This is a genomic window from Amycolatopsis decaplanina DSM 44594 (assembly GCF_000342005.1).
GTDB classification, from domain to species: Bacteria; Actinomycetota; Actinomycetes; order Mycobacteriales; family Pseudonocardiaceae; genus Amycolatopsis; species Amycolatopsis decaplanina.
This window is the reverse complement of record NZ_AOHO01000020.1, coordinates 64,745-85,729: the sequence shown is the minus strand read 5'-3', so window position 1 is coordinate 85,729 and position 20,985 is coordinate 64,745. Positions and strand designations below refer to the sequence as shown.

Sequence of the window (20,985 nt, the reverse complement as noted above, 5' to 3'; positions counted from 1 at the left end):
GAGCGGTGGCTCTCGAGCGTTAACCGGTCGGCTCACGATCGCCGTCCCGATCACCGCCCTCGGGGGTCCGGCAGCAGTGTTCGAGCCATAAAGCCGCAGCTACCAGCGCCACCGAGCTGACGATCCCGACCGTCGCCGAGCGGAGGTCACCGCTCGCCGCGAGGAGTTCGTCACGTCGCGGAAAAAGATACGCGAAAGCCGCCAGCCAGACCCCCGTCATGGCGGATCCGGCGAGTGAAGAGGCCTTGGCGAGGGCCACCGATCGGGCGACGGAGATCGCGGAGAGCACGCGGTCCTCCTTGATCCGCGAACGGATGATGAAGGCGAGCACGAACTCACAGAGCGCGAGAACGAGCAGCGTGATTCCGGCGAAGAGCGGAAGCGCGGGAATGGATCCGTAGGCGACCTGGAAGAGCAGATAGGCCAGGACCAACCCCAGGAGGCCGGCCACCGCCAGCTCACGTGGCCGGGTGAAGTGCATGGTCCAACGCTACCTGGCAGGCTTGACTCTCCACCAACTGGAGAGTCGACGATGAAGCACATGGGCACCACAGCGGTTTTCACCATCGGGGAGCTGGCCAAACGGACCGGCCTGCCGGTGAAGACCATCCGCTTCTATTCCGACGAGGGTCTCCTGCCCCCGACCGACCGCACCGACTCCGGCTACCGCCTCTACGACGCCACCGCGATGGCGCGCCTGGAGCTGGTCCGGACGCTGCGGGAACTCGGACTGGGCCTCGCGGACGTGGAGCGGGCGCTGACCAGGGAAGCGACCATCGGGGACCTCGCGGTCCAGCACGTCGCCGCCCTGGACGAGCAGATCCGGCGGCTGGAACTGCGCCGCGCGGTCCTGCGAGCGGTGGCCAAACGGGACTCACCACTGGAGGAGGTCGAACTGATGAACAAACTCGCGTCGATGTCGGACGAAGACCGCAAACGTTTGCTCGACGGGTTCTGGGCGGACATGGTCGAAGGGCTCGAACTGGATCCGGAATTCTACGAGCGGATGCGCTCGGCGAAACCGGAACTGCCCGACGACCCGACGCCCGAGCAGCTGGAGGCCTGGATCGAGTTCGCCGAACTCGTGCAGGACGAGGAGTTCCGCGCGTCCATCCGCCGGATGAGCGAGTGGCACTCGCGGCTCCGGAAGCAGGACGGAGCGGACTTCGGCGAGACGCAGCAGCAGCTGTGGATGGCGTGGAGCGCGAAGGCGGCCGAAGCCCTCGAAGCCGGCCTCGCGCCGGATTCGGCCGAGGGCCGGGAACTGGCGGAGACGATCTTCACGCAGTCTTCGCGGAACGGCCAGGACCCGGCCGACCCGGCCTGGCGGAAGCGGCTGACCGACGGGATGGCGATCAGCTCCGACCCGCGCGCCGAGCGGTACTGGATGCTGCTGGGGAAGATCAACGGCTGGCCGTCGTTCCCCTCGCAGATGCCGCAGGCCGAGTGGATCATCGCCGCCCTGCGCTCCGCGCAGGGGTAGCAAGGGACCTTTGCTACCGCCCGCCCCTCCCGCAATTAGTCACCTACTTGCGGGAGGGGCGGAGGTCGCGTGGGGCTTCGGTCGGGGTGGTCGTGAGTGGCGATTCGTGTTCTAACCCGACTTACCACTCACGACAGTGCCCCGCTCGCCCCACAGGCGCGATTCGGCACCTGCTTGCGGTGGTTCGTGCCACGAACCACCGCAAGCAGGTGCCGAATCGCGGGGTCAGGCGAGGGTGAGGGAGGTCAGCCGGACGGAGTCGCGGTCCGAAGCGGGGCGGGCGGTGAGGAGGTCGGCGATCGGACCGTGGCCGGGGAGCACCGCGCCGGGCTCGATCTCCAGCCAGGGGATCAGCACGCTAGCGCGCTCCGGTGTGCCGGGATGCGGAAGCAGCAACCGGGGGTCGTCGGAGCGCACCCCGTCCACGGTCACTATGTCGACATCCAGCGTGCGCGGCCCCCAGCGGAGTTCGCGCACGCGCTCCGCCGCCTGCTCGGCGGCCTGCCCGGTACGCAGCCAGTCCCAGTGGTCGCGCGCCGGGTCGTCGACCAGGACGACGGCGTTGAGGAAGTCCGGCTGATCCTCGACACCCCACGCCTTGGTCTCATAGACGGATGACACCGCGACGACCGCGGGCAGGACAGCGTCGACGGCGGACTGGAGGAACGCGAGCCGGTCCCCCAGGTTGGAACCGAGCGAGAGCAGCGCGCGGCTCATCGTTCCCGCCGTCTCCGTGAGCGCGCGCAGCGCACGATCGGAGACTTCACCGCGCGCGCCTTCTTTCGCGGCCGCCAGGCCGCCCGAAAACGCGTTGCCGGGGCGCCGGTCATGACAACCGCCGGGACGACTCCGGTCCACGCCCCGTCTGCGCGTTTTCGTCAGCGCGCGCGGAAAACACCGTGACGGCGACGTCGTCGAAGTTCAGCGGGATCGGCGCGGACGGTTTGTGCACCGTCACCTCGACGGCGGTCAGCCGCTCGTCGCGCAGCACCTCGTCGGCGATCTTCCCTGCGACGCTCTCGATGAGGTCGTACGGCTCGCCCGCCACGATCCCGGCGGCGAGTTCCGCCAGTTCGCCGTAGTGCAGCGTCTTGGTCAGATCGTCGGACGCGGCGGCCGGGCCGAGATCCAGCCACACCACGATGTCGACGACGAACTCCTGCCCGTCGCGCTTCTCGTGGTCGAAGACCCCGTGCCTGCCGAAGACCCTCAACCCGGTCAACGTGATCCGGTCAGACAACGGGACTCCCCTTCCGCCAAGCCGCCGCGACGGTCACGGCGTCGATGCTCGCGCCGACCTCATGCACCCGCACACCCCAGGCGCCGGCCGCCGCGGCGAGCGCGGACACGGCCGCGGTCGCGTTCTCACGGCAGTCCGGCGGGGCGGGCTTTCCGTCCTTTCCGGACAAAAGGCGCCCGAGGAACCGTTTGCGCGAGGCGCCGACGAGCACCGGGAAACCCAGTGACAGAAAGGAATCCAGGCCGTTCAACAACGCCCAGTCGTGTTCGGCGTTCTTCGCGAACCCGAGCCCCGGGTCGAGCACGATCGCACTGCTGTCGACCCCCGCGGCGAGAGCTTCGTCCACTCGGGACAGCAGTTCGGCGCGCACGTCCGCAACGACGTCCTCATAGGACGCCAGCGCGTTCATGTCCTTGCTGTGCCCGCGCCAGTGCATCAGCACCCACGGAACACCGGTCTCGGCGGCGACCTTCGCCATGTTCGGATCGGCCAGCCCACCGGAGACGTCGTTGATGACCGACGCGCCCGCCTCGACCGCGGCGAGGGCGACCTCGGCACGGGTGGTGTCCACGGACATCGCGACACCGTCGGCGGCGAGCGAGCGGATCACCGGCATGATCCGGGAAATCTCGGTCTCGGCGTCCACCCGGGACGCTCCCGGCCGCGTCGACTCCCCGCCGACGTCGATCAGGTCCGCGCCGCGCGCCCACATCTCGTGCGCGTGCTCCAGCGCCTGCTCGAGGCCGAGGTAGCGTCCACCGTCCGAAAAGGAATCCGGGGTGACGTTCAGAATGCCCATCACCGCGCATCGGCCGGGCCGGGGCAGGGCGGTCATCGACGGCCCTTGATCAGGTCCAGCGCCTCCGCCCGGGAGGACGCCGAAGACTGCAGCAGCCCGCGCACGGCGGACGTCGTCGTCCTGGCGCCGGGTTTGCGGATACCGCGCATGGCCATGCAGAGGTGCTCGGCCTCGACCACGACGATCGCGCCACGGGGCTCGAGTTTGCGCATGAGCGCGTCGGCGACTTGGGAGGTGAGGCGCTCTTGGACCTGAGGACGCTTGGCGTAGAGGTCGACGAGGCGGGCCAGTTTGGACAGACCGGTGACCTTGCCGTGCTCATTGGGGATGTATCCGATGTGAGCGACGCCGTGGAATGAGAGCAGATGGTGCTCACAGGTGCTGTACACCGGAATGTCCGTCACGAGGACGAGTTCTTCGTGCGCCTCGTCGAACGTGCGGTCCAGCACGTGGTCCGGCTCGGTGTAGAGCCCGGCGAACATTTCCCGGTAAGCGCGAGCGACCCGGGCCGGGGTCTCCAAGAGACCGTCCCGGTCCGGGTCCTCACCACAGGCGAGCAGGAGTTCGCGTACGGCTTTCTCGGCCCGATCCTGGTCGAAGACCGGGCTATCGCCGTTACCGCTTGGTGTCGTCCTGTTCGTCGTCACGCCGTTGCTGTCCTTCGTCCTGCTGACCGCCGGGCTGGTCAGCGAACCAGCCGTCACGCGGGCGGTCTTCGGCGGGACGCCAGGGCTGGTTCGGCTGGCCGCCCGGCTGCGTGGCCGGGGTCCATCCGGGAGGAGCCCCGTAGTTCGGCGGACCGCCAACGGGCCCACCCTGATAACCGCCTGCCGGACCGCCCGGCTGCTGCCCACCATATGCCTGGGGCCAGTGACCGGTGCCGTTCGGCCCACCGTTGGGGCGACCACCGTTGGGGTAGGCGCCGGGCGGCGGCGGAGCGTAGGGGTTCGCGTTCGGGTCCGGCGGAGGAGTCGGCTGCGCGTACGGCGGGCCACCGGGAAGGTCGCCGCCGCCCGGCGCGGTACCGACCGGGGTCGGCGCCGGCTGCAGCACCGGCTGCTCCTTCTTCTCCTCCGGCGGTGGCCACGGCTCGCCGCGCTCCATCGCCAGCTCGCCGGGAGTCTTGATCGGCGGCTTGTCGGACGGCTTCCGGTCGCCGAACTCGTTGAAGATGGTGATGTGCGGGCGCTTCTCGACGGTCGCGAAGATCCGCTCGAGGTCCTTGCGAGTCAGCGTCTCCTTCTCGAGGAGCTCGATGACCAGCTCGTCCAGCACGTCGCGGTAGGTGCTCAGCACGTGCCACGCCTCGGTGTGCGCGGTCTCGATGAGCTTGCGCACCTCCTCGTCGATCTCGTGCGCGACCTCGAGCGAGTAGTCCGCCTGGCGGCCCGCCGAGCGGCCGAGGAACGGGTCGCCCTGTTCCTGGCCGTACTTGACCGCGCCGAGCCGGGCGCTCATGCCGTATTCGGTGACCATCGCACGGGCGATCTTCGTCGCCTGCTCGATGTCGGAGGAGGCACCGGTGGTGGGCTCGTGGAAGACGAGCTCCTCCGCGGTCCGGCCGCCCATCGCGAAGACCAGGCGCCCGATCATCTCCGAACGGGTCATCAACTCCTTGTCGTCCTCCGGGACGAGCAGGGCGTGACCACCGGTGCGCCCGCGCGGCAGGATAGTCAGCTTGTAGACCGGTTCGATGTCCGGCATCGCCCACGCGGCGAGCGCGTGCCCGCCCTCGTGGTAGGCCGTGATCTTCTTCTCCTTCTCGGAGATGATCCGGCTCTTGCGGGCGGGGCCGCCGACGACGCGATCGACGGACTCCTCGAGCGCGGCGTCGGTGATCACGTGCCCGTTCTGGCGGGCGGTGAGCAGCGCGGCCTCGTTGAGCACGTTCGCCAGGTCCGCGCCGGACATGCCGACGGTCCGCTTGGCGAGGCTGCTCAGGTCGGTGCCCTGCGCGATCGGCTTGCCCTTGGCGTGCACCTCGAGGATCGCCTTACGGCCGCGCATGTCCGGCGCGGACACCGGGATCTGGCGGTCGAAGCGGCCGGGGCGCAGGAGCGCCGGGTCGAGGATGTCGGGACGGTTGGTCGCGGCGATCAGGATGATGCCGCCGCGCGCGTCGAAGCCGTCCATCTCGACGAGGAGCTGGTTCAGCGTCTGCTCGCGTTCGTCGTGGCCGCCGCCGAGGCCGGCGCCGCGCTGGCGGCCGACCGCGTCGATCTCGTCGACGAAGATGATGCAGGGCGCGTTCTGCTTGGCCTGCTCGAACAGGTCGCGGACCCGGGAGGCACCGACACCGACGAACATCTCGACGAAGTCGGAACCGGAGATCGTGTAGAACGGCACGCCCGCCTCGCCGGCGACGGCTCGCGCGAGCAGCGTCTTACCGGTACCGGGCGGCCCGTAGAGCAGGACGCCCTTGGGGATCTTCGCGCCGAGTGCCTGGTAGCGCGCCGGGTTCTGCAGGAAGTCTTTGATCTCGTACAGCTCTTCGACGGCCTCGTCGGCGCCCGCGACGTCCCCGAAGGTCGTCTTGGGCATGTCCTTGTTGAGCTGCTTGGCCTTCGACTTGCCGAAGTTGAGGACGCGGTTCCCGCCGCCCTGGGCGTTGTTCATCATCCACATCAGCAGGCCCAGGACCAGCGCCAACGGGATGGCGAAGATCAGGATCTGGGTGAGGACGTTCTGCTGGGTGACCTTGGTGGTGAACTTGACCGGGTTGTCACCGCTCTTGAGGCCGATGAGCTGCCCGTAGATGGTGCCCGCGACGTTCGCCGGGTACTGGGCGATGATCTGGTCGACCTGCTGGCCGTCGACCTCGATCTTCTTGTTCAGGAGCAGCTTGATCTGCTGCTCCTTGTCCTCTTGCGAGGCTTCCTTGACGTTGTTCGCGGTGATCTGCTGGTTCGCGATCGAGATCGGCACCTGGGTGTAGCCACGATCACTGTCGAAGATCGTGTTGTATGCGAGAAACGCCAGTACCGCCGCGAGAATCCAGAGCACTGGGTTCCTGAGCACGCTCTTCCGGTTCATACGACTCGGCCCTGGTGGCCTCGACCCTTCCTGGTTGGGCGGCTCCTGCTGTTTCCCGCCATCACGATCTTGACGACCCATGGTGCTCCGACACCCGCCCCTCAGGATACCGCCCGCCTGGACGGATGAGGGTGGTGAGCCTCTCGGACGTAAACGGCGGAGGCCGTGCGAGGGTTCCCGGGGCAGGGACCTAGCGTGTGTCGACCGCCACACCGGCGGCCATTTCGCCCAGTCGCATGCGGAGTGTCTTGACGTCGGCGGGTGAGACGGTGACCCACTCGCGCCCGTCCGGACCGGCCTGTGACGTGCTGAGATAGCGTCCGCTGGCGGTGTCGAACCAGCCGAGGACCCGGGACCGCTGTTTGGCGCCCACGTGGGACCGGCTGTTCGCGGCGAGCTGACCCCCGCGCAGCCTCGGCTGGCCGGTGAGCTTGCCGAACGCCTCGCGCGGGTCCGCGGTGATGCGTTCACTGAGCGAGACGCGCGGCTTGTCCTTGCGACGGGTCTTCGCCGCTTCGGGCTCCTCGGCCTGCCTCGTCGGGTTGATGGCGGCGCGGATCGGCTCGGTGCGGCGGGCGTCGTCGATCGGCAGCGTGATGGACGCCTCCGAACCGCGCTGCCCCGGCGGCAGCAGGTCGACGACCGCGGTCGGGAGCCCGTCGGCGGGCGCTTCGCGCAGCCAGATCCCGGACTGGTCCTGGATCGCGATCACCCCGTCGCGGCCGTCGGTGGCGCCGAGGACGGCGATCGTCGGAGCCTGGAACTCGGGGATGTGCAGCGCGTCGATGGTCAGCGAGCCGCGGGCGAGGAGGTACAGCCAGTCCTCGATCCTCCGCTCCAGCCTTCCCCGGCCGTCGCGGATGCCTCGGGCCTGGAGTTCGCCGTCGACGCGCTGGCGCAGCGCCCGGCGTTCCAGCTCGGTCGCGCCGTGCGAACGCACGCGCAGCGGGTACGGCAGGTCGCCGAGTTCGGCGGACTCCCAGAGGAAGTCGAACGCCATCGGCGTGAAGTGTTCCTGGTGCATTGCTCCGTGCCCTCCCGGCACCTCGGCTTCTGGGCCTCGGGACGCCCAGAGGGTTCACGATAGCGAAGGGGTACGACAACCGTCGGCCGGATCGGCCAAGTGCGGTACGCGGGCCGGACTCAGCGCGCGAGGGAAGCCTCGGAAGCGATCTTCCCCAGCATCTCCGTGAGCCGGTGCCGCAGCGTCGCCGGATCCGCGGGCGCGATGGTGATCCAGTCCCGTCCGTCGGAACCGCGGGTGGCCTGGGTGAAGTACCGGCCGGACTGCGTATCGAACCAGCTCAGCACCGAAGACCGGCTCCGCGTGCCATGTTTGCTGCGCGCGTTGGCGCCGAACTGGCCACCGCGAAGCCGCGGCTGCGCCTGGAGCCGCGACAGGGCCTTGCGGTCATCGTCGGACGTCGCCGAACCGTCGACCTGCGGCTGGCGACGCTGGAGGAAGTCCGCCCCCGAAGCGCCGACGAGCCCGTCCAGCGGCAGGGTGATCGACTTCTCCGTGCCGCGCGTACCCGGCGGCAGCAGGGAGACGATCGCGCTCGCGAGACCGTCCGGGGCGATGGGGTGGAAGTGGAAACCGCGCGGGTCCTGCACCGTCAGCAGGCCTTGGCCGCCGAGCAGCGACGCGACCGCGAGCAGCGGTTCGGTGTTCGGGTTGTTGAGCTGGACGCAGTCCAGGCTCAGGTCCGGCCTCGCGAGGACACCGAAGTAGTCCTCGATGTGCGGCTCGGGACGTCCGCGCTCGTCGGCGAGACGGCGCTGGTTCAGCGACTGGAGCGTCTGCGTCCGCAGGGCGCCGCGCTCGTCCATGGTCGCCCCGTGCGAGCGGAGCCGCAGCGGGTACGGCAGCTCTCCGGCGTTCGCGCTCTCCCACAGGAAGTCCAGCTCGACCGGGGTGAGCAGTTCACCGTTCGCCATCTTCCGCCCCTAGTGTCTGTTGGTGAACCCGCGTCCGCGATCGGCGTCGGCAGGACACTGCCTGGTCATCTACCTCACGACTGCGGGCAGGGCGTCCTGCCACCGCGATAGCGGGGCCTTCGGCCGGGGCGGGTTCACGTGTGGTCGCCTTCCGGCGTCGATCTTCGGCTCCGCCGACAGGCTCTCGCACAAGTCACCGGGCGCGCGGCCGGATCGGCCGCGCGCCCGGTGAAAACCGTTCTAGCGTTCGTCGTCTTCGGTCCAGGCGCCGATGACCGGCGGCGGGGTCGCCTCGTTGGCTCCGAAGGCGTCGTCCGGGTCCGGCTCGATGAGGAAGGACGCGTGCGTGTGCTCCTCTTCCTGCTCGGCCTGCGCGCCGTGGGCGCCCATGCCCATGCCGCCGCCCATGCCCTGCATCGGCGGCGGGGTGGCGCCGCCGATGGTGCCGCTGGAGGACACGATGCCCTGCTGCGGCACGGCCTGGGACGCGGCGCTCTGCGCGGGGCCGCCCTTCTCGGTCGCCGCCGCGTCGGTGCTGTCGGTTTCCTTGGCGCCGGACTTGTTGCCCTGTCCGAGCGCCTTGGCACCGGCGTAGCCGAGGCCGCCGCCGAGCGCGGCCGCGGTGAGGGCCTGGCCGAGTCCGTTGCCGCCGCTCGCCGGGGCGTGCGGGGCGGTCATCGGGGCACCGGCGCCGGACGCGACACCGGCACCCGGCGCGACGCCGGAAGCCGGGACGTTCGCGGCGGGGTTGTAACCGGCCTGCGAGAACACGCCCGAGTCCGGACCGGCGTGGACGGGAGCCGCGCCGCCGCCCTGCGCGCCGCCGTAACCGTGCGTGCCGGCGAAGACGGGGGTGCCGGAGACGGCGCCCGGGTTGAGGCCTCCGCCGCCGATGTTGCCGACGCCGCTGAACGAAGCGCTGTTGTGCGTGGCGGTCGGCTTCATGCCGAGGGATTCGGGGCCGAAGCTCGGGGTCGAGCTGTCGACCTCGCTCATCTCCTTGGTGTAGGCCTCGAGGAACCTGGCCTGCTCCGCCCGCACTTCCTTGTCCTGGTCGGCGAGGGGCTTCTGGTCGGTGATCATGCCGACCGGGCCCGCGGCCAGCGCCTGGCCCATGGCCTTCTCAGGGCTGTAGTCGGTCGGCTTCGGCATGAGCTTGACCTTGGTGGCCGCGTCGGCCTGCTTCTGCAGCCTGTCCGACATCGTGTGCGCGGCCTCGGAGGCCTGCGAACCCGAGTTCGCGATGGCGACCAGCGAGCCCTGCGCGGCCGCCGCGCCCTGCCCGATCCAGGCGGCGCCCAGTTCGGAGATCGCGTTGTAGAGGTCGTTCGACGCCTGGCTCAGCTGACTGCCGTGCGAGCCCCACGACTGGCTGATGGCGGTCGCCGTGCTGGGGTCGTTGCCGAGGTTGGCCTGATTCCACAGGTCCTGGCTACTCGGGGCGCTCTCCCAATTCGGCGGGTTCGTGATGGCGCGGTCGGCGCCGATGTCGAACCCGTCGGAACGTCCGCGCGCGGACGAGACGATGTTCGCGGCCTGCGAGTTGTCGCCGAGCTGGACCGGCGTGCTGCTGCTCTCGCCGTAAGAGTCGGCGCTGTGCTTCGGTGGCATGGCTTTCTGACTCCCCCTCAGACGTTACGGAACGGCTCGGCCGCGGCCTGGTCGATCTCGTGGTACCGGGCCATGGCGGTCACGATGCCGGACTCGGCGGCCTCGTACTGCTGGAAAAGGTTCTGGAGCGCGGCGGCGTAGGAGTCACCGCCGCCGTCGGCGCGGTTCGCCACCTTCGCGGCGATCGCGTTGCCGACGGGGTTGTTGCCCAGCTTCGGCGCCTGCCCGAGGTCACCGGCCCGGTGGAGCAGGGCCTCGATGGCGTCCTTGCCGGTGCGGATCTTGTTCAGGACGGTCTGGGCCGCGTCCGGGTCGATCCCGACCTGCCCCTGGGCCGCGGCGTTCTTGAACGCGTTCGCGTCCGCCAAGCTGCTGTTCCCCATCTGAGCTCTCTCCGTTTCCCCCGGGCCAGGCCACGACGGCTTCGTGGCAAAGGTCTTCGCATAGGTTAACGCACTTGATCGCAGCCTATGACGCGTTCGCCGCGCTCAGGGTTCCGCATTCCCGCACGTGCGGGCAAGCGGTTCTCAGGACGTGTAAACGTGCGGATCCAGGGTGCCGATGTAGGGCAGGTCCCGGTAACGCTCCGCGTAGTCCAGGCCGTATCCGACTACGAATTCGTTCGGAATGTCGAATCCGATGTACTTGACCGGTACGTCGACCTTGACCGCCTCCGGCTTGCGCAGGAGCGAGACGACCTCGAGCGACGCCGGGTTGCGGCTCGCGAGGTTCTTCAGCAGCCAGGACAGGGTGAGCCCGGAATCGACGATGTCCTCGACGATGAGCACGTCGCGGCCGGCGATGTCGCGGTCGAGGTCCTTGAGGATCCGCACCACGCCGGACGACGACGTCGCCGAGCCGTAGGAGGAGACCGCCATGAACTCGAGCTGGCAGGGAAGAGGGAGCGCCCTGGCGAAGTCGGTCATGAACATCACCGCGCCCTTGAGCACGCCGACGAGCAGGAGGTCTCCCTGCCCGGCGCCGGGGCCGTCGGCCGGGTAGTCCGCGGCGACCTGCGCGGCCAGCTCGGCGATCTTGTCGTTGATCTGCTGCTCGGTGACGAGCACGGAGGCGATCTCGCCTTCGTACACGGGACGTTCCCCTCTAGGTGGTGGACTGGGGTGCTTCGAGGGAGAGCCTGCCATGTGCCCGCGCGGCCACCAAGTCGCCGGGTAGCCAGACCCCGCCCTGACCGCGCCAGTGCCCCACGAGCGCGTCCACCGAACGCAGATGGGCGTCGGTGAGTTCACGGACCCCGGAGTCCAGCAGCCACCTGCGGAGGACACGTCGTCGCAGCGCGGGCGGTTCGGTGGCGAGCACCGCGACGTCGAGCCCTTCATCGGTGAAGGCGCGCAGGTGGACCTCGGCCGCGAGTGTGTCCAAAGCCTCGGTGTCCTCGCGCAGTTGCGCCGCCGTGCGGGCGAGTGAAGCCGCGACGCCGCCGGACAGCACATCCTCCAGAAGGGGCAGGACTTCCGCTCGTAACCGGACACGGGTGAACCGCGGGTCCTCGTTGTGCGGGTCCTGCCACGGGTCGACACCGAGCGCCTGGCACGCCCGGCGGGTGGTGGCGCGGGTGACGCCGAGCAGCGGCCTCCCCCACGGCGGGTCGTGCGGCCTCATCCCGGCCAGCGAACGTGGCCCGGATCCCCGGCCGAGGCCGAGCAGGACCGTCTCGGCCTGGTCGTCGAGGGTGTGGCCGAGCAGGACGAGACCGCGCCCGTCGCCCAGCGCCGAGCGCAAGGCGCCGTAGCGGGCCCGGCGGGCCGCGGCTTCCGGTCCGCCCGCGCCCTCGACCCGCACTTTCAGGACTTCGGCGGTGTCGGCGCCCAGGTCCCGCGCCGTGTTCGCGGCGCGGGCGGCGGTTTCGGCCGAACCTTCCTGGAGGCCGTGGTCGACGACGAGTGCCCGCACCTTCAGCCCCGCGCGGTGACCGGTGAACGCGGCCGCTTCGGTCAGCGCCAAGGAGTCCGCTCCGCCGGAGACCGCGACGCACAGCTCTTCGACGACACCTGCCGACGCGAGGAAGTCCCGTACGGCCGTCCGCACGGCCGCGATCGCCGGATCCGGTCCGCTCACCCGTGCAGGCGCCGCACCCAGGCCGCCGGATCGGTGATCTCGGCGCGGGTCGGCAGCGTGTTCGGCGACGTCCACACCGCGTTGAAGCCGTCCATGCCGACGGCGTCGACGACGTGCTTGGTGAACTTCGCGCCCTGTTCGTACTGGCGCAGCTTCGCGTCCACGCCGAGCAGGCTGCGCAGCACACGGTCGATCAGCCCGCCGCCCTTGCGCCGCGCGGTGAAGCGCGAACGGATCAGCTCCACACTCGGCACGACCCGCGGCCCGACGGCGTCCATCACGAAATCGGCGTGCCCCTCCAGCAGGGTGGACAGAGCCAGCAGCCGGTCGAACACCGCGCGTTCGCTCGGTGACTGCAGGAGTTCGGCGAGACCGGCACCGCCCGCCTTGCCCTTGCCGATCTGCTTGATGGTGTCCGGCAGGCGCCCGACCAGATCGCTCAGCCCGTCCGCGTCCCGGCCGGCGAGCCCGCCGATCAGGCGCTCGACCTCGTCGGCGAAGTAGTCGCGCAGCCAGGTGACCGCGGTGAACTGCAGCCGGTGGGTGCATTCGTGCAGGCAGACCCACAGCCGGAAGTCGTGCCCCGGCACGTCCATCGCCCGCTGGGCGGCAACCACGTTCGGCGCGACGAGCACCAGCTGTCCACGGCGTTCCGGCCCGCCGAACGGGTCGTACTGGCCGAGCACACGGGAAGCCAGGAAGGCGAGCACCAGACCGGTCTGGACACCGGCGCCACCGGCCAGCACGGGTGCCAGCGGGCCGCCCTGTGCCTCCGGCAGCGCGCGGCCGGTGAGCGCGTCGAGCCCCGCCGCGGCCGAGCGGACCCAGCCGGGCCTGTCGACGACTTCGGCGGGCAGCAGCGGCAGGTCGAGGCCGAGCCCGGTCAGCTCGCGGACGTGCGCCTCCGCCTCACTGGTCAGCTCACGTAGATCGGCGACGGCTTCTTCGGCCTCTTCGCGGTCGACCACCGGACCGCCGCGCACCAGGAGGGCGCCCGTCGAGGCGGCCAGGGACCAGTCGACCATCGAACGTGTCTTGGTCGGCGTTTCCTCAGTCACTCTTATGACGCTACCCGCTGGAAGACCGAATTCCGTCCCGACTTCCTCACGCTCCGATTCCGGTCACTCACCGGCAGCCGCACTTGTGCAGGGTCGCCGCGACGACGTCGAGCGCGGCCCTGCCCTTGTTCTGGTCCGAACCGGATGACATCAGCGCGAACACCAGCATCCGGCCGTCGGTGTCCAGCACCACGCCGGCCAGGGTGTTCACCCCGGACAGCGTCCCGGTCTTGCCGCGCACCCAGCCCCGGCCCGCGGACGAGGCCGGATCGCCGTAGCGCTTCTCCAGCGTCCCGCTGCCGCCCGCGACGGGAAGGCCCGCCAGCAGTGGCCGCAGTTTGGGCGTCCTCGGGTCCTTGCCGTCCGGCGCCGCCGCGACCGCGAGGATCTCGCTGAGCACCTTGGCCGGGATCTTGTTCTGGTCGGACAGCCCGCTGCCGTCGTTGATCTGGACGCCGGTGAGGTCGAAACCGGCCTGCTTGAGCACGTCCATCGTCGTGGTCGCGCCGCCGGTGAACGACGGTTCGGCGCCCTTCGCGAGCGCGATCTGGCGGGCGAGGACGTCGGCCATCAGGTTGTCCGAAAGCTGCAGCAGCGAGTTGGCGAACTCCGTCAGCGGCTGCGATTTGACCTCGCCGAGCACCTTCGCGTCCTTCGGCGCCGTCGTCGTACCACCGGCCTGGGCTTCGAGCTTCCCCGCGATCTTCTGGGTCAGCGCGGCCGCCGGGTTCGCGACGCGGGGCGAGTGATCGTTCTTCGGGTCGGTGCGGCCGCCGTCGGCCATCACGGGGAGGACCGGCGCCATGTAGGTGTTCCCGGCGGTGGTGTCCTCCGGGTCCCAGCCCTTCGCCGACGTCGGTCCCTTGAAGAGGCTGACGTCCAGCTGGACCTTGGAGATCTTGCCGCCGACGGCCTTCTTGACCTGGGCGACGAGGTCGTCGACGTGGGCGGCGCCCGGGTACAGCGGCGAGTCGGTGCCCAGCGGCAGCGAGGTCAGCGACGGGTCACCACCCGCGACGAGGATGACCGTGCCCGGTTCGGCGCCCTGGACGATCTTCGTCGAGAACTGCGTCCCGTGGTCCATCGACAGCAGCGCGGCCGCGACGACGAGGATCTTCGTGGTCGACGCCGGGGTCAGCGGGGTGCCGGAGTTCCTGTCCCACAGGACGTCGCCGGACGCCGCGTCCACGACGGTGCCGGTGAGCGTGCCCAGGTCCGCGGCACCGGCGGGACCCGCCAGCGCGGCCGCGAGACCTTCCTTCGACGGCGCGACGCCGTTGATGTCCGGGCCGTGGAGGACCCGGGTGACACCGGCGGGCTTGGGGATGTCGCCCTTCGGCGCGTTCGGCGCCCAGGGCAGGCCGAGCCGGTTCGACACCTTCGGCATCGCGGCGGCGCCGCCCATCCCGGCGAGCAGCAGGACGACGACCAGCGTCGTGATCAGCAGGCCCTTGCGCCTGCGCTTCGGCTTCGGCGCGGGCGCGGCCTCGGCGGCCGGGGGTTCCTGGGACGGCGGCTCGGGCTGCTGCATCCCGACGGTGGCTTCGGAGTCGAAGCGCTCTTCGGCGGGCTCGATGCGGACTGGGCGCGCGTGCATGGTCGCGGACGGGACCGGCACGGGAGGCGGCGGCTCGATCCGGCCCTGCTCGGGACGGCGCGGCGGCTCCTGGACCGGGGGTTCCCGCCGCGGCTCGGGTCTCGCGAGCTCGTGCTCACGCGTCGGCGTCGCGGCACCCCTGTCGAACTGGTCCCAGTCCGGTTTGTCCGTCTGCTGCGGCTGGACGGGCTGAACGAAGACCGTCTTCGGCGCTTCGGGATCCTTCGACTCGACCGGCGTCACCGGCTCGAAGGCGGACCACTTCGGCGTCGGGGTCTCCGGGACGTCCGTTTCCTCCTCGACCTCGACGACGGGCTGGAACCAGGAGCCACTTTCGGGTGTGACCTTCGGCACTGACAGCTCTTCGGTTCTGCCGTTCGCCGGCCCCGTCATGGGCAGCCAGACGGTGGCTTCACTCTCCCGCTTGGTGCCCTTGGGCTCGGCGGATGAGGTGTCCTTGTCGTCCGACGGCCACATCGGGGCATCGTTTTCCGGCACTCAACGCTCCTTCATCCACCGTCCGGGGAAGGGGTCAAGCTCACATACGACCACATCGATGCGACCGCCCGAGCCCCCGTGGTCCACACTAGTGAAGACAAGACGATGATTTCGGTGAGCCGTCCGCGAGGCGGGGCGTACCAAAGACGAGAGCAGCGAGGCCGGCGTGGAGTTCGACGTCACTATCGAAATCCCCAAGGGGGAGCGCAACAAGTACGAGGTGGACCACAAGACCGGTCGCATCAAGCTCGACCGGACACTGTTCACCGCCACCCAGTACCCCGCCGACTACGGGTTCATCGACGACACCCTGGGCCAGGACGGCGACCCGCTGGACGTGCTGGTGCTCGTCCAGGAGCCGACCTTCCCGGGCTGCCTGATCCGCTGCCGCGCGATCGGCATGTTCCGGATGACCGACGAGAAGGGCCCGGACGACAAGGTCCTCGCCGTTCCGACGAACGACCCGCGGCTCGAGCACCTGCGCGACATCCACCACCTGAACGAGTTCCACAAGCTCGAGATCCAGCACTTCTTCGAGGTGTACAAGGACCTGGAGCCGGGCAAGAGCGTCGAGGGTTCGACCTGGGTCGGGCGTGCCGACGCCGAGGCCGAGATCAAGCGTTCGCTCGACCGTGAGACCGACCGGCTGGCCAAGGAGGCCATCGACGGTCCGGCGGCTCACTAGTCGCTTAAGCGCCGAAGGGGCCCTTCACCGCATCGCGTGCGGTGAAGGGCCCCTTCGCGTCTCGTGAGTGCTCGGTCGCGTCTCGTGAGTGGTAAGGACGGTTAGAACCGTCCTTACCACTCACGAGACGCAACGCTTCCCGCCGCCCGCGCCCCCTACTGGACCGAGTAGCCCGGGATCGGGAACGGCGCCAGGAACTCGCGGATCTCGGCGGCGATGGTGTCCAAAGCGGACTGTTCCTCCCCCGCCGCCGCGGTGATCGTGCGGTCGATCCAGTCCGCGACCTGCGTCTGGTGCTCCGGCTTGAGCCCGCGGGTGGTGATCGCGGAGGTGCCGAGGCGGATGCCGGACGGGTCGAACGGTTTGCGCGGGTCGAACGGCACGGTGTTGTAGTTCAGTTCGATCCCGGCACGGTCCAGCGCCTGCGCGGCGGGCTTGCCCGGCACGTTCTTGTTCGTCAGGTCGATCAGCAGCAGGTGGTTGTCGGTGCCGCCGGACACGAGGTCGTAGCCGCGCTCCACCAGCGCCTCCGCCAGCGCACGCGCGTTGGCGACGATCGTGTGCGCGTACTCGGCGAACTCCGGCTTCCGCGCCTCGCCCAGCGCGACGGCGATCGCGGCGGTCGTGTGGTTGTGCGGGCCGCCCTGCAGACCGGGGAACACCGCCTTGTCGACGGCCTTCGCGTGGTCGGCGTCGGAGAGGATCATCGCGCCGCGCGGACCGCGCAGGGTCTTGTGCGTGGTCGTGGTGATGACCTGCGCGTGCCCGACCGGCGACGGGTGCGCGCCGCCGGCGACCAGCCCGGCGATGTGCGCGATGTCGGCGACCAGGACGGCGTCGACCTCGCGGGCGATCTCCGCGAACGCCGGGAAGTCGATGGTGCGCGGGATCGCGGTGCCGCCCGCGAAGATCAGCTTCGGCCGGTGCTTCAGCGCGAGTTCGCGGACCTGGTCGAGGTCGACGCGGCCGGTCTCCTTGCGGACGCCGTAGCGGACCGGGGTGAACCACTTGCCGGTGGCGGACACGCTCCAGCCGTGCGTGAGGTGGCCGCCGTCCGGCAGCGCCATGCCGAGCACGGTGTCGCCCGGCTGCGCGAAAGCGAGGTACACCGCCAGGTTCGCCGGGGAGCCGGAGTACGGCTGGACGTTCGCGTGGTCGACGCCGAAGACGGCCTTCGCGCGCTCGATGGCGAGGTTCTCGACCTGGTCGACGATCTGCTGGCCCTCGTAGTACCGCTTGCCGGCGTAGCCCTCGGAGTACTTGTTGGTGAGGACGGTGCCCGTCGCCTCCAGTACGGCCTGGGAGACGTAGTTCTCGGACGCGATCAGGCGGATCTTGTCGTGCTGGCGTTTCGCCTCGTCCTCGACAAGCCCCGCGATCTGCGGGTCGGCGGCGGCGAGCGCGGAAAGTTCGGGCTGGTGTGTCATCGGACGTACTCCTGCCAGAGACGGCCGGACCCAGGCGCGCGGTACCGGCCTTGTCGTCGCTTCCCGGTGGTGCTCCACCTCAAATGGCGCCAGTCGCTGGTGCGGACCAGCCTAGAGCACTCCGCCGCTGCGGGACTCGGCGTGCGGACGGTGTCCCGCGCACCACCGGCGGCTGCACCCGGCCGTGCGATCACAGAACGCCTGTGCGCAGACGGCACAGCGTTTGAGCCGCCGCCAGCCGCCGAACGCGACCAGTTCCGCCAGCCCGGAGGCACCCGCGACCAGGTCCCCGCAGCCGGGCCACGACGTCACCTGCACGAGGCGCCAGCCGTTCGCGACTTCGACCAGCCGGGGCGCGGCGCCGGTCCCGGCGAGGATCCGGTTGAGCCGGTCGGCGGCGGCGTGCTCGTCCGGTAGCGCTGACACGACTCCGCCGAGCCACGAATTCCCTTGGGCCAGCAGCCTTTCCGCGACCTCGAGGGCCGGGTCGAGGTCGCGGAAAGGCGGGACGATCACGTGCTTGCGCGTCACGGTTCTTCGATCGCGACGCCCATCGAGCGGGCCGTGCCCGCGATCGTGCGCATGGCCGCTTCGAGGTCGCCGGTGTTGAGGTCCGGCAGTTTCCGCTCGGCGATCTCGCGCAACTGCTCCTGGGTCAGCTTCCCGGCGACCTCATGGCCTGGGCGACCGGATCCCTTGCCGCCCAACGCCTTCTTGATGAGGAACGACGCCGGCGGGGTCTTCAGCCGGAGTTCGAAGGAACGGTCCTCGAACACCGACACGACCACCGGGACGATGTCGCCGCGCTGCGCGGCGGTCGCCGCGTCGTAGGCCTTTTTGACCTCGACGAGGTTCACGCCGGTCTGCCCGAGCGTCTTCCCGAGGTCGACCACCGGCGCGTTGCCGGCGGTCAACTCGAGCGTCGCCTGGTGCGTCTTCTTCTTCGATTTCGGTGCCATGCGCCCGAAGCTATGGTCTCCAGTTACTGGAGAGTCAATCGATCGGCTTGATGCCCTCCGCGTGACGGCGCGCCAGCTCCTGATAGATCACCGCGTTGTGCTCGACCCAGCCGCGGGCGGTGCCGTCAAGCGGCACGTGCTTCTTCGCCGGGCTGCCCATGGCGACCGTCTCCGGCGGGATGACCATTCCGGGCGTCACGGTGGCACCGGCCGCGACCAGGGCCTTCGCGCCGATCTGCGCCTTGTCGAGCACGGTCGAGCCATTCCCGATCAGCGCCTGCTCGCCGATCGTGCAGTCGTGCACGAGGCACTGGTGCCCGACGGTGACGTTCTTGCCGACCTCGGTCACGCCGCCGTTGACATGGATGACCGAGTTGTCCTGGATGTTGGCGCCCTCGCGGATGAGGATCTTCCCGAAGTCGGCGCGCAGCACGGCGCCGTACCAGACGGAAGCGCCCTTCTCGACGACGACGTCGCCGATCAGGGTGGCGGTGGGGGCGATCCACGCTTCGGGATCCACCTGGGGACGGTGCCCCTCGAATTCGAACATCGGCATGTCCCGCACCCTATGTCGAAAGTCCGTGAAGGCCTCCTTGAGAGACCCAGAGTCCCTCAAGGAGGCCTTCACGGAACGCTGAAGCGTCAGCCGATGGCGGTGTTCAGCAGGAGGTCCACGGCCTTGTCGTTACGCGTGGTCTCCCGGACGATCACCTCGTCGGGCGGGTAGAAACCGGGGTTGGAGCCCCGCGGGTACATCTCGAAGGTGAAGCTCAGGATCTTGTGGGTGCCCCACATCCAGTCGTCGATCGTCCCGTCCGTGATGTACAGGTCGCTCGACTGCTGCGGCGTGTAGCCGTTGGTCGCCGCCAGCTGACGGCCCAGCGTCTGGAACCGCTGCGCCTCGGCCGCGGTCATGCCGGGGGCGGTGTCGTTGTAGGTGAAGCCGAACGGCCACAGCACGAGCTCCGAGTAGGTGTGGAAGTCGATGCTCGCCTTGATCTGCTGGACGCCGCCGATCTTGCGCGAGTTGACGAAGTCGGACACCGCCCGGGTCTCCGGGGCGGAGAACGCCGACGGGCCGCGGTAGGTCTCGCTGGTGGTCGAGCCCGACGAACCGCCGCAGCAGCCCCAGTTGTAGCCCCAGTTGCGGTTGGGGTCGGTGCCGTTGCCCTGGCGGTTCTTGCGCCAGTACTTGTAGCTGCCGCCGGAGATGTCGTACTCCGAGCCGTCGGGGTTGACGTTCGGGATCACGTAGATCTCGGTGCTGTCGACGAACCGTTTGATCGCCGGGTCGGAGGCGTAGCCCTGGGTGAACCGGTTCACGATCCGCAGGCACATCTCGGTGGTCAGGTGTTCACGCGCGTGCTGGTTGCAGGTGAACATCACCTCGGGCTCGTTCTCGTCCGTGGCGACGTTGTCGCTGATCTTGAGCATGTTCAGCGCACGGCCCTGATACGAGTTGCCGACGCTGCTGAGCCGCGCGATCGACCCGTAGTTCGCCTGGGCGTTGCGCAGCTCCGTCGTCACCTCGGCGTAGTTGTGGTAGCCGGAGTCCGACGGCGGGAAGTCGTTGATCGCGTTCGTGCCGACCTTCTCCGACCTGTCGACCACGCCGCGCTGCTCGACACGGAAGCCGAGCGAACGGATCTTCGCCGCGTCGCGCGCCTCGCCGATCACCGTGGTCGTGGAACCGGACGAGCCGAGGACGTCGACGCCCAGCCGGGAGATCTGGGTGCGCTGCTGCGCGGTCCCGGTGCCGAAGACCTCGTAGATCTGGACCTGCGCGTCCTCGGCCTGCTGGTCGGCGGTCGCCGGACTGGCGGCGACCGGGATGGTGAACGCCGCGACGGCCGCGATCGCCACGGCCATGCACCGTCTTATGCGCATCGTCGTCTCCTAGCTCTCAGGCAAGGGAAGGGGTACCTCACCATGGCCGCGGCGTGGAGACCGAACAATCCGTAACGGTACGGATCTAATGCGTATTTCTACCCGTAGTTCGCGAAACAGAGCGCTTCGATGTCGCCACGCAGCGCGGCGAACGGCCGCCGCCGGACGCGCTGCTGGACGATCGCGCCGAGCAGATAGGACAGCAGTGCCCGCGCCCGCGCCCGAGGGTCTTCCACGTCGAGCGGGGCGAGCAGTTCCGCGAGCAGTTCGGTGATCGAAGTGAGCATCACGTCGATGGCCTGAGGGTGCTGCGCCCGGCCCGCGGCGATCCAGTACTCGAACCAGAGGAAGGCCGCGTTCGGGCGGCCGGAGAACTCGGCCAGGAAGGCCTCCAGCGCCGCGAAGAGCCGCTCATCCGGGTGATCGTGCTTCGCCGAAATTTTGCGCAAATCGGCGGTGAACGTTGTGATGTGCGCCGCCATCGCACGGTCGATCAGGACGTCGATGTCCGCGAAGTAGTAATGAATCGCACTCTTCGTGAGCGGCCCGACGTCCGCGATCGCGCGGACGGTGCAGCCCGCGAGCCCGTCACTGGCGAGCACGACACGCGCCGCTTCGACGATCTGCTCCTGTTTCTGCAGCTGATTGGGGGAGAGCCGCGCGCTGCGGCCGGGAACGGCGGTCACGAAGT

The 20,985-nt window shown here is 69.5% G+C and carries 22 protein-coding genes; 2 read left to right on the top strand and 20 right to left on the bottom strand.

All coding sequences use genetic code 11. From position 1 onward, the window contains the following. Window positions 1-19 precede the first annotated feature (19 nt). Complete coding sequence (locus tag H074_RS02960; protein WP_007028531.1) at window positions 20-481, bottom strand: DUF3180 domain-containing protein; 462 nt, start codon at window positions 479-481, stop codon at window positions 20-22. Window positions 482-541: 60 nt separating this feature from the next. Between H074_RS02960 and H074_RS02955 the strand changes: the two genes are divergently transcribed. Then, the gene (locus tag H074_RS02955) at window positions 542-1,483 is read left to right on the top strand and encodes a MerR family transcriptional regulator (RefSeq protein WP_039921370.1); all 942 of its coding nucleotides are present in this window, start codon (window positions 542-544) and stop codon (window positions 1,481-1,483) included. A 225-nt stretch (window positions 1,484-1,708) separates the two neighbouring features. On the opposite strand, the gene folK is transcribed toward H074_RS02955, so the two are convergent. From folK to dacB, 13 genes are all read right to left on the bottom strand, one after another. After that, window positions 1,709-2,200, bottom strand: coding sequence for a 2-amino-4-hydroxy-6-hydroxymethyldihydropteridine diphosphokinase (gene folK / locus H074_RS02950; RefSeq protein WP_039921368.1), 492 nt, complete (start codon window positions 2,198-2,200; stop codon window positions 1,709-1,711). Window positions 2,201-2,309: 109 nt separating this feature from the next. Next, window positions 2,310-2,723: a dihydroneopterin aldolase gene (folB, locus tag H074_RS02945; RefSeq protein ID WP_007028528.1), complete on the bottom strand. Its 414-nt coding sequence runs from the start codon at window positions 2,721-2,723 to the stop codon at window positions 2,310-2,312. Next, a complete protein-coding gene (gene folP / locus H074_RS02940; protein WP_039921339.1) occupies window positions 2,716-3,558 on the bottom strand; it encodes a dihydropteroate synthase in 843 nt (280 codons plus the stop codon). The genes folB and folP overlap by 8 nt, the downstream gene beginning before the upstream one ends. Next, entirely contained in the window at window positions 3,555-4,169 is a 615-nt protein-coding gene (gene folE / locus H074_RS02935; RefSeq protein ID WP_007028526.1) for a GTP cyclohydrolase I FolE, read from the bottom strand. The genes folP and folE overlap by 4 nt, the downstream gene beginning before the upstream one ends. Then, entirely contained in the window at window positions 4,138-6,555 is a 2,418-nt protein-coding gene (ftsH, locus tag H074_RS02930; protein ID WP_007028525.1) for an ATP-dependent zinc metalloprotease FtsH, read from the bottom strand. The genes folE and ftsH overlap by 32 nt, the downstream gene beginning before the upstream one ends. A gap of 190 nt (window positions 6,556-6,745) precedes the next feature. Continuing rightward, the gene (locus H074_RS02925; RefSeq protein ID WP_007028524.1) at window positions 6,746-7,579 is read right to left on the bottom strand and encodes an ESX secretion-associated protein EspG; all 834 of its coding nucleotides are present in this window, start codon (window positions 7,577-7,579) and stop codon (window positions 6,746-6,748) included. Window positions 7,580-7,698: 119 nt separating this feature from the next. Further along, complete coding sequence (locus H074_RS02920) at window positions 7,699-8,493, bottom strand: ESX secretion-associated protein EspG (RefSeq protein WP_007028523.1); 795 nt, start codon at window positions 8,491-8,493, stop codon at window positions 7,699-7,701. Between the two features lie 240 nt (window positions 8,494-8,733). Continuing rightward, on the bottom strand, window positions 8,734-10,104 hold the full coding sequence (locus H074_RS02915; RefSeq protein WP_007028522.1) for a WXG100 family type VII secretion target: 1,371 nt from the start codon (window positions 10,102-10,104) through the stop codon (window positions 8,734-8,736). A 17-nt stretch (window positions 10,105-10,121) separates the two neighbouring features. Continuing rightward, the gene (locus H074_RS02910) at window positions 10,122-10,487 is read right to left on the bottom strand and encodes a hypothetical protein (RefSeq protein WP_007028521.1); all 366 of its coding nucleotides are present in this window, start codon (window positions 10,485-10,487) and stop codon (window positions 10,122-10,124) included. 144 nt (window positions 10,488-10,631) lie between these two features. Continuing rightward, window positions 10,632-11,195, bottom strand: coding sequence for a hypoxanthine phosphoribosyltransferase (hpt, locus tag H074_RS02905; RefSeq protein ID WP_007028520.1), 564 nt, complete (start codon window positions 11,193-11,195; stop codon window positions 10,632-10,634). 13 nt (window positions 11,196-11,208) lie between these two features. Then, entirely contained in the window at window positions 11,209-12,183 is a 975-nt protein-coding gene (tilS, locus tag H074_RS02900) for a tRNA lysidine(34) synthetase TilS (protein WP_007028519.1), read from the bottom strand. Next, window positions 12,180-13,208, bottom strand: coding sequence for a zinc-dependent metalloprotease (locus H074_RS02895; protein WP_007028518.1), 1,029 nt, complete (start codon window positions 13,206-13,208; stop codon window positions 12,180-12,182). Before H074_RS02895 ends, tilS begins: the two co-directional genes overlap by 4 nt. A gap of 100 nt (window positions 13,209-13,308) precedes the next feature. Further along, window positions 13,309-15,336: a D-alanyl-D-alanine carboxypeptidase/D-alanyl-D-alanine endopeptidase gene (gene dacB, locus H074_RS02890; protein WP_039921337.1), complete on the bottom strand. Its 2,028-nt coding sequence runs from the start codon at window positions 15,334-15,336 to the stop codon at window positions 13,309-13,311. Window positions 15,337-15,502: 166 nt separating this feature from the next. On the opposite strand from dacB, the gene H074_RS02885 reads away from it, so the two are divergent. Next, window positions 15,503-16,021, top strand: coding sequence for an inorganic diphosphatase (locus H074_RS02885; protein ID WP_007028516.1), 519 nt, complete (start codon window positions 15,503-15,505; stop codon window positions 16,019-16,021). 155 nt (window positions 16,022-16,176) lie between these two features. Here H074_RS02885 and H074_RS02880 read toward each other — a convergent pair whose 3' ends face one another. From H074_RS02880 to H074_RS02855, 6 genes are all read right to left on the bottom strand, one after another. Beyond that, window positions 16,177-17,448: a serine hydroxymethyltransferase gene (locus H074_RS02880; protein WP_007028515.1), complete on the bottom strand. Its 1,272-nt coding sequence runs from the start codon at window positions 17,446-17,448 to the stop codon at window positions 16,177-16,179. 111 nt (window positions 17,449-17,559) lie between these two features. Continuing rightward, a complete protein-coding gene (locus H074_RS02875) occupies window positions 17,560-17,979 on the bottom strand; it encodes a CGNR zinc finger domain-containing protein (protein WP_039921335.1) in 420 nt (139 codons plus the stop codon). Continuing rightward, window positions 17,976-18,407 carry a 50S ribosomal protein L11 gene (gene rplK / locus H074_RS02870; protein ID WP_007028514.1) on the bottom strand — a complete coding sequence of 144 codons (432 nt, stop codon included), beginning with the start codon at window positions 18,405-18,407 and terminating at the stop codon, window positions 17,976-17,978. The genes H074_RS02875 and rplK overlap by 4 nt, the downstream gene beginning before the upstream one ends. Window positions 18,408-18,441: 34 nt before the next feature. Further along, complete coding sequence (locus tag H074_RS02865; RefSeq protein WP_007028513.1) at window positions 18,442-18,963, bottom strand: gamma carbonic anhydrase family protein; 522 nt, start codon at window positions 18,961-18,963, stop codon at window positions 18,442-18,444. An 86-nt stretch (window positions 18,964-19,049) separates the two neighbouring features. After that, complete coding sequence (locus tag H074_RS02860) at window positions 19,050-20,276, bottom strand: M14 family metallopeptidase (RefSeq protein WP_007028512.1); 1,227 nt, start codon at window positions 20,274-20,276, stop codon at window positions 19,050-19,052. A 116-nt stretch (window positions 20,277-20,392) separates the two neighbouring features. Beyond that, the gene (locus H074_RS02855) at window positions 20,393-20,980 is read right to left on the bottom strand and encodes a TetR/AcrR family transcriptional regulator (protein ID WP_007028511.1); all 588 of its coding nucleotides are present in this window, start codon (window positions 20,978-20,980) and stop codon (window positions 20,393-20,395) included. Window positions 20,981-20,985 lie beyond the last annotated feature (5 nt).